The following is a 7,557-nucleotide window of genomic DNA, read 5'->3' on the forward strand; positions in this document are numbered from 1 at the left end:
CCTTGCCAGCGCGGCGCGGTCTTGGCACCCTGCGCCCGGAAATTCTGCCGCGCTCGGAGGCCGCCCTTGTCTGACACCGACACCGCCCAGGAACCGGGCAAACGCGCGCTGATCGAGTTGGACGGTGGCCCGCGCGGGCTGGGTGCCTGGATGACGGTGCTGGTGTTCCTGTTTGGCATCGGCGCCGGGGTGCTGATGGCGTTTTCCGGTTACGCGGTGCTGGAAAACAGCGCCAACCTGCTGGTCACGGTGTTCCTGACCGGCATCTTCGTGATCACCCTGTTCGGCGTCATCGCCTTTGCCCTGCGCCGCCCGGTGCTGCGCTATTTCTTTGGCGTCGCCAACACCCAGCTGGAAACGTTGTCACTGCCGCTTGGCGATGCCGCCGAGGGCGCGGTGGAGCGGGATGCGAAACGGGTGACGGCGGCGCTGCGGGTGCTGGTCAAGCTGATGCTGGCGCGGCTGGCCTGGAGCTCCACCCGCAACTGGATCATCGCCTCGCTCACCGGGCTGGTGGCGGCGCTGGCGGCACTGGCGGGTACCGCGCTGTTGTTTGAGCAGAACGAGCTGATCGCCCATCAATCGCAATTGCTGACCGAACAGAACGACAAGGTCGAATTGCAGAACGATCTGCTGATCCAGGATGTGCAGCTGGCCGAGGCCGAGCGCAACGCCCAGATCGCGGTCGAGATCACCAGCATTGCGGAATTGCTGGGCGATGCGATGATCCGGGCGGATGAGCGGGCGCAAAGCGTCGCCGCCGCCTCTGGTCAACCGGTGCAGGGTGGGGTGCGATCGTTCCGACCCGAGATCAACCCCTGGCTCGACCTCGGCAAGCCGTTGCTGATGCGAATCACCTCGGCCTCGCGCGCGGCGAAACCTTACCGGTTTCTTGATGCGCGGTTCCGGGCGCATGACGACGCCGACAAGCTGCGGGTGGCGATGGAGACAAGGCGCGACGATCTGCCGAGCGCCTATGCAGCGATGAAACAGACCTGGGGCTGGCAGGATCCGCCTGAGGTGGACCACCTGATCGACCGTCCGGCCAGCCCGGAACGCGCCCAGCTGTTGCAGGTGCTGATGAGCGCCGGGGTGAAGAATTACGAATTCATCAATCACTTCGGCCTCGACCTGTCCTTTGCCTTTGCCGAGGACACCGATCTGATCGGCATCACCCTGCAGGGCGCGCAGTTGAGTTTCGCCACTTTCGACCGGGCCCAGGTGATCGAGGCGGATTTTGCCGGGGCCGCGTTGGAGAACAGCCGCTTTCGCAAGGCGCGGATCGAACACACCGCCTTTCGAGGCCTGCCGTATCGGCAATTGCGCGCGCCCTATCAGGCCGATGACATGGCGCTGTTCATGACCGCGCTGAACGGCGCCGATTTCTCGGATTCGCTGCTGCGCGAGGTGGATTTCCAGAACGTGCATGGCAGCGCCTCGCGGTTTGATCGCGCGACCCTGGCGGCGGTGAAATTTACCGGCTCGGATTTCTCCGGCGCCACCTTTCGCGGGGCGGTGATCCTCAGCGCGTATTTCGCCGGGGCGACGCTGAAATCGGTGGATTTCGATGGCGCCTATGTCTTTGATGCGGGGTTTCTGGATCGGCTGACCGCCGAGACCGAAGGATTTCTGGCCAGCCGGTTCCGCATGGTGCCGGTGCCGGTGGATGAGGCCTTTGCCACGGTGTCGACCTTTTCGGCGTTGTCGCGGGACGAGGCGCTGGCGCTGGCAGGGGCGGAGACGGCCTGGCGGGTGGAGCGGATCGCGGCATTTGAAGAGGCGACGGCCACGTCATCCAAAGACACGGCATTGGCCGAATGATCACCCGATCAGTCGGGCACGTCATCCACGCCCATGCCGCCCCAGGGATGGCAGCGCGCCACCCGTTTGGCGGTCAGCCAGGCGCCCTTGATCCCACCATGCTTTTCCAACGCCTGCAGCGCATAGGCGCTACAGGTCGGGTCATAGCGGCAATTGTGCCCGACCCAGGGCGAAAAGATCAGGCGATAGGCGCGCACCGGCAGCGCGAAGAGGCGGGCGAGGGGGCTCATCCCCGGCCCCGGTGCAGGCGTTCAATGGCCTGGCGCAAATCGGATTTCAGGGCTTCGAACGGGCGTTGGTCGGTGACCTTGGGGCGACCGATCAGCACGTAATCCCAGCCGTCCAGCCCGATTTCGGGCAGCACTGCGCGGGCGGCCTCGCGCAGGCGCCGCTTGGCCCGGTTGCGGGCGACGGCATTGCCGACCTTCTTGGAACAGGTGAAACCAACGCGAATGCCCACCGCCTCGCCTGCCTCACGCTTGCGGGCCTGCACCCCCATCGAGGCGGTGCCCTGGCGCCCGGCGCGGGCAGCGGCGAGAAAATTCGCACGTTGTTTCAGCACGATCAGCCGAACCGGCGGGCAAATGGAAGCCGCCGAAGGCACCGCCGCATCTGACGTTGATACGTCATTGGCGAGGGCCTTCGGCGGCACCATAGTCTTGGCGTTGCTGGCGCGGATTACGCGCTCAGCGATTTCCGGCCGCGGGCGCGGCGGGCGTTCAGGATCTTGCGCCCGGCCTTGGTGGCCATGCGTGCGCGGAACCCGTGGCGCCGCTTGCGGACCAGGTTCGAGGGTTGGTAGGTGCGTTTCATCGCGCCGTCTCCGTTCTGTCGTGCCCGCGCGGTTGCTGCCGAGCCTCGGGTAAAGCGGGAGCCATCTGGGAATCGCCCCGCACCCGCAAATTCACATTAGAGGCCGGGCTATAGACCCGGCCCGCGGCCAAGTCAAACCTGTGCAGGCCATGCTGAAATCTTTTTTTGCGCCATTCCGGGGGATTGTTACGAAACCCGGGCTGAGCAGGGGCAAAACCGCCGTCAGCGGCGCGCGCCGATCACCGGGGATCAAGGCCGCGTGATCGCCCTGTGCAGGGGCGGGGCTTTGGCGCATCTTCCGACAACCCAGCGGAAAGACCGATGATGACAGACCCGACCGACCCAGGCCCGACCGACCCAGGAAAGAGCCGACTCAGGCATCTGCCACTGATCACGATCGCGATTGTCGCCACCCTCGGCGCGGTGCTGCTGCGTGACACGCTCAGCTTTGAGACGCTGCAGACCCATCGCGCGACGCTGCTGGCCTATCGCGACGCGCATTATGCGCTCTCGGTCCTCGGTTTCATGGCGGCCTATGTTGCGATTGTCGCCTTTTCGCTGCCCGGCGCCACGGTGGCGACCCTGACCGGCGGTTTCCTGTTCGCCACCTGGCCCGGCACCTTGTTCAATGTCAGTGCCGCCACCATCGGCGCGACGCTGATCTTTCTGGCCGCCCGCTGGGGCCTGGGCGCCCGGTTGGCGGCACGGATGCAGGCGGGCGAGGGGCGGGTGCCCCGGTTGAAGCGCGCGATTGACGAAAACCAGTGGTCGGCACTGTTCCTGATCCGGCTGGTGCCGGCGGTGCCGTTCTTTGTCGCCAATCTGTTGCCGGCGTTGGTCGGGGTGCCGCTGCACCGCTATGTGATTTCCACCTTCCTCGGCATCATTCCCGGCGGGCTGGTCTATACCTCGGTCGGGGCCGGGCTGGGCGCGGTCTTTGCCCGAGGCGAAAGCCCTGACCTGGGTATCATCTTTGAGCCGCAGATCCTGCTGCCGATCCTGGGGCTGAGCGCCCTGGCGGCTTTACCGATATTGATTAAGGCGCTGCGGCGCAGGAGAGGTGTCTCTGATGCGATTTGATTATGATCTTCTGGTGGTCGGCGCGGGGTCCGGCGGCCTGTCGGTGGCCTCTGGCGCGGCGCAGATGGGCGCCCGGGTGGCGCTGGCTGAGCGCGGCGAAATGGGCGGCGATTGCCTGAACTACGGCTGTGTGCCCTCCAAGGCGCTGATCGCCGCCGGGGCGCGGGCGCAGGCGATGCGCGACTGCGCCGATTTCGGCATCACCCCGGTGGTGCCTGAGGTCGATTACGCTGCGGTGATGGACCATGTCGCCGCGACCATCGCCAAGATCGCACCGCATGACAGCCAGGAGCGATTCGAGGGCTTCGGAATCGAGGTGATCCGCGATCATGCCCGCTTCACCGGTCCGCAGCAGGTGCAGGTCGGCGACCGGGTGATCCGCGCCCGCCGGGTGGTCATCGCCACCGGCGCCTCACCGCTGGTGCCGCCGATCGACGGGCTGGACGGGGTGCCTTACCTGACCAACGAGACCCTGTTTGACCTGCGCGAGCGCCCGGATCACCTGCTGGTGCTTGGTGGCGGGCCGATTGGCATGGAAATGGCGCAGGCGCATGTGCGACTGGGCTGCAAGGTCACGGTGATCGAGGCGGATCGCGCCCTCAATCGCGACGACCCTGAGATGGCGGCGGTGGTGCTGGCGCGTCTGCACGCTGAAGGGATTGAGATTGCCGAGGGCGCCCGCGCCGCGCAGATCAGCGGCAAGGCGGGCGCGATCCGGGTTCTGGCCGAGGATGGCCGGGTGTTTGAAGGCTCCCATCTGCTGGTGGCGCTGGGGCGCCGGCCGAATATCGCCGATCTGGGGCTTGAGGCCGCGGGCATTGCCACTGAGCGTGGGGCGATCACCGTCGACGCCCGCCTGCGCACGTCGAACAAGAAGGTCTTTGCCATCGGCGATGTCACCGGCGGGCTGCAATTCACCCATCTGGCGGGCTATGAGGCCGGGGTGGTGATCCGCGCCGCGCTGTTCGGCCTGCCCGCCAAGGCGCGCCACGATCACATTCCCCGCGCCACCTATACCGAACCGGAATTGGCCCAGGTCGGCCTGACCGAGGCCGAAGCGCGCGGCAAGCATGGCGATGCACTCCAGGTCGTTGCTGCCGATTACAGCGGCAATGACCGCGCCCTGGCCAGCCTGCGCAGCGAAGGCGGGGTCAAGGTGATGGTGGTCAAGGGGCGCCCGGTGGGGGCAACAATCGTCGGTGCCGAGGCCGGTGAACTGATCAGTCTCTGGGCGCTGGCCCTGTCCAAGGGGCTGAAGCTTTCTGACATCGCCGGCATGGTCGCGCCCTATCCGACATTATCAGAACTCGCCAAACGGGCCGCGGGGGCCTATTTCTCTCCCAAGTTGTTTGAAAACCCCTGGGTCAAACGGGCGGTCGCTGCGGTTCAGCGCGTCCTGCCGTGAGGCCCCAAGCGCGCAGGTGCCATGCTGAATTCGCTCTCTGGCCGTTTCCTTGTGCTGACGATCGCCTTCGTCATGCTGGCCGAAGTGCTGATCTTTGCGCCCTCGGTGGCGCGATTCCGTGAGGATTACCTGAAATCGCGGCTGGAGCGGGCGCAGATCGCTTCTCTGGCGCTGCTCGCCGATGACCGGATCACCGCTGATCTGGAAGAAGAGCTGCTGCGCAACGCTGAGGTCTATAACGTGGTGCTGCGCCGCGACGAAGCGCGGCAGTTGATCCTGTCCTCACCGGTGCCGGGGCCGATCTATGCCACCTATGATCTGCGCAACACCAGCGGCTGGGACCTGTTGCGCGACGCGATGACCAGCCTGGCGACACCGGAAAACCATGTGATACGGGTGATCGGCAACCCGGTGAACGAGGCCGGGCTGTTGATCGAGGTCTCGATGCAGACCGGGCCGATGCGCCAGGCGATGGTCGAGTATGGTCTGCGGATTCTGGCGATGTCGGCGGTGATCTCGATCTTGACCGCGCTGCTGCTGTTCCTCGCGGTGCGGGTGTTTCTGGTGCGCCCGATCAAGAGGGTGATCGCCGGGATGCGACTCTATGCCGAGGCGCCCGAGGACGCCCGCCGTATCATCGAACCGCATGCCGGGATCCGTGAATTGCGCGAGGCCGAAGAGGCGTTGCAAAAGCTGGAAACCCAGCTCACCGCCGCATTGAAACAGAAAGAGCGGCTGGCCCAGCTTGGCGGCGCGGTGGCCAAGATCAGCCATGATCTGCGCAATATCCTGACCTCGGCGCAGCTGTTCACCGATCGGATCGACGCCTCGGGCGACCCGGCGGTGCAGCGGCTGGCACCGAAGCTGGTGAATTCGATCAGCCGCGCGGTGAACCTCTGCGAAAGCACCCTGGCCTTTGGCCGGGCCGAGGAACCGGCGCCGAAACTGTCCCATACCCGGCTGCTCGACGTGGTGTCGGATGTGATCGACAGCGAACGGCTGGCGGTCGGTGATGCCGAGGTCAGCTTTTCCGAGGATATCCCGGCCACCTTCATGCTGCGGGTCGATCCTGAACAGCTGCACCGTGTGCTGTTCAATCTGGTCCGCAATGCGCGCCTCGCCATCGCCTCAAGCGGGAAAGAGGGCGAGATTTCGGTCGCGGCAACCGAAGATGACGATGAGTGGCAGATCACCGTGACCGACACCGGCCCCGGCATGCCACCCAAGGCAAAGACGAATATCTTTACCGCCTTTCAGGGCGGCGCCACCAAGGGCGGATCGGGCCTTGGTCTCGCCATTTCGGCCGAGCTGATTCGCGGTCACGGCGGGCAATTGCTGCTGGATCACACCGGCCCGGAGGGCACCGGCTTCCGCATTGTCCTGCCCAAATCGATGGCGGCGATCGAGGCGGCGGCGGAATAGTCGCGCCGCTCGGCCCGGGACGGTGTCGCGCGGCAATCGGATCTGCGGTCAGCTGCATCACACCTAATTCATCAGCCTGGCCTCGATGGCGCGTCTGCAAGGCTCCGCCGCGGCACAACATCGGGGTGGGACGCTTTTTCTGCTTGCACTCAAACCGACCCGCAGCTAAATGCCGACCTCACGCACCGGTAGCTCAGCTGGATAGAGTACTTGACTACGAATCAAGGGGTCGGGGGTTCGAATCCTCCCCGGTGCACCATCGACTTTCCGCTAGGAATGTCGCCCTTGTTTACCAAATGGCGGAGAGCGGCAGGCGTTTCATAGAAACGACGAGAGCTTGCAACGTTCGAGCATTGTCTGCCCTACCGCACCAAACACTTTTCATAAGAAAAGTAGCCGATATCGGGATCAATGAACTGGGCGACAGCGGTTTCAAAGAAGCCGCGAGAGCATTCGACGTTCGGACGTTCTCTGTCCCGGTGCACTCCTTTCACAGTGGCAAGTCAGATGGCTTTGGCTTCTATGCCCGCAACTGACCCAAAACGGACGCAACCGGACCTTCGCGCAAGATGCAGCGAAGGTCTCGAAAGAGCCCTAAGTGCATGATGCTGCGGCATGAACGAACGTCGGCATTCTCACGCTATGATCATAATATTGAGTTGCTCTCAAACAGCATTACACGCAGAAATACTGCAGCGCGACCTACTCACCTGCATCGAGCGCTTGATGACGGTCTCATTGGCTTAGGGTAAAGTGAACTCATGAAATGCAATCAATGTGAACGGCCAGCGCTGTATAAATACGATAACGGGCTGAATCTGTGCCTGTCCTGCAATGCGATTCTGCAAGAAAATAATTACCGTGGCTTCCTGATGAACGCTTCTATGGTGAACCATGCCATGGATGAAATGGAGATGATGACGGGCATTCATCTGGGAGGCGGAAGAATTCCGGTTAGCGCACTAAAGCGTCCCGCCTTTAACCTGCGACATATCCGGCAGCAGTGAAGTAATTCC

8 protein-coding genes and 1 tRNA gene are annotated in these 7,557 nt (G+C 64.1%); 6 read left to right on the forward strand and 3 right to left on the reverse strand.

Going from position 1 to position 7,557, the window contains the following annotated elements:
• The first annotated feature begins 66 nt into the window (after positions 1–66).
• Positions 67–1,821, forward strand: a complete 1,755-nt coding sequence (locus P1U48_RS16155; protein ID WP_301070215.1) for a pentapeptide repeat-containing protein — start codon at positions 67–69, stop codon at positions 1,819–1,821.
• An 8-nt stretch (positions 1,822–1,829) separates the two neighbouring features.
• Here the strand turns inward: P1U48_RS16155 and yidD are convergent, their stop codons facing one another.
• From yidD to rpmH, 3 genes are read right to left on the reverse strand one after another with little or no spacing between them, the layout of a single operon-like run.
• A complete protein-coding gene (gene yidD / locus P1U48_RS16160; protein WP_301070216.1) occupies positions 1,830–2,051 on the reverse strand; it encodes a membrane protein insertion efficiency factor YidD in 222 nt (73 codons plus the stop codon).
• On the reverse strand, positions 2,048–2,476 hold the full coding sequence (gene rnpA / locus P1U48_RS16165) for a ribonuclease P protein component (RefSeq protein ID WP_301070217.1): 429 nt from the start codon (positions 2,474–2,476) through the stop codon (positions 2,048–2,050). Before rnpA ends, yidD begins: the two co-directional genes overlap by 4 nt.
• 23 nt (positions 2,477–2,499) lie before the next feature.
• Positions 2,500–2,634, reverse strand: a complete 135-nt coding sequence (gene rpmH / locus P1U48_RS16170; RefSeq protein ID WP_005980833.1) for a 50S ribosomal protein L34 — start codon at positions 2,632–2,634, stop codon at positions 2,500–2,502.
• 324 nt (positions 2,635–2,958) lie between these two features.
• Here rpmH and P1U48_RS16175 point away from each other — a divergent pair, with 324 nt between their 5' ends.
• The 5 genes from P1U48_RS16175 (at position 2,959) to P1U48_RS16195 (ending at position 7,548) form a co-directional block, all read left to right on the forward strand.
• Positions 2,959–3,714: a TVP38/TMEM64 family protein gene (locus tag P1U48_RS16175; protein WP_301070223.1), complete on the forward strand. Its 756-nt coding sequence runs from the start codon at positions 2,959–2,961 to the stop codon at positions 3,712–3,714.
• Positions 3,704–5,119, forward strand: coding sequence for an FAD-dependent oxidoreductase (locus tag P1U48_RS16180; protein WP_301070218.1), 1,416 nt, complete (start codon positions 3,704–3,706; stop codon positions 5,117–5,119). The genes P1U48_RS16175 and P1U48_RS16180 overlap by 11 nt, the downstream gene beginning before the upstream one ends.
• Positions 5,120–5,140: 21 nt before the next feature.
• Positions 5,141–6,541 carry a HAMP domain-containing sensor histidine kinase gene (locus tag P1U48_RS16185; protein WP_301070219.1) on the forward strand — a complete coding sequence of 467 codons (1,401 nt, stop codon included), beginning with the start codon at positions 5,141–5,143 and terminating at the stop codon, positions 6,539–6,541.
• A gap of 182 nt (positions 6,542–6,723) precedes the next feature.
• Positions 6,724–6,800: transfer RNA gene (locus P1U48_RS16190), tRNA-Arg, on the forward strand.
• A 502-nt stretch (positions 6,801–7,302) separates the two neighbouring features.
• Complete coding sequence (locus P1U48_RS16195; RefSeq protein WP_301070220.1) at positions 7,303–7,548, forward strand: hypothetical protein; 246 nt, start codon at positions 7,303–7,305, stop codon at positions 7,546–7,548.
• Positions 7,549–7,557: the final 9 nt, after the last annotated feature.

The sequence above is a fragment of the Pseudooceanicola sp. genome (genome assembly GCF_029213205.1).
GTDB lineage: Bacteria > Pseudomonadota > Alphaproteobacteria > Rhodobacterales > Rhodobacteraceae > Pseudooceanicola.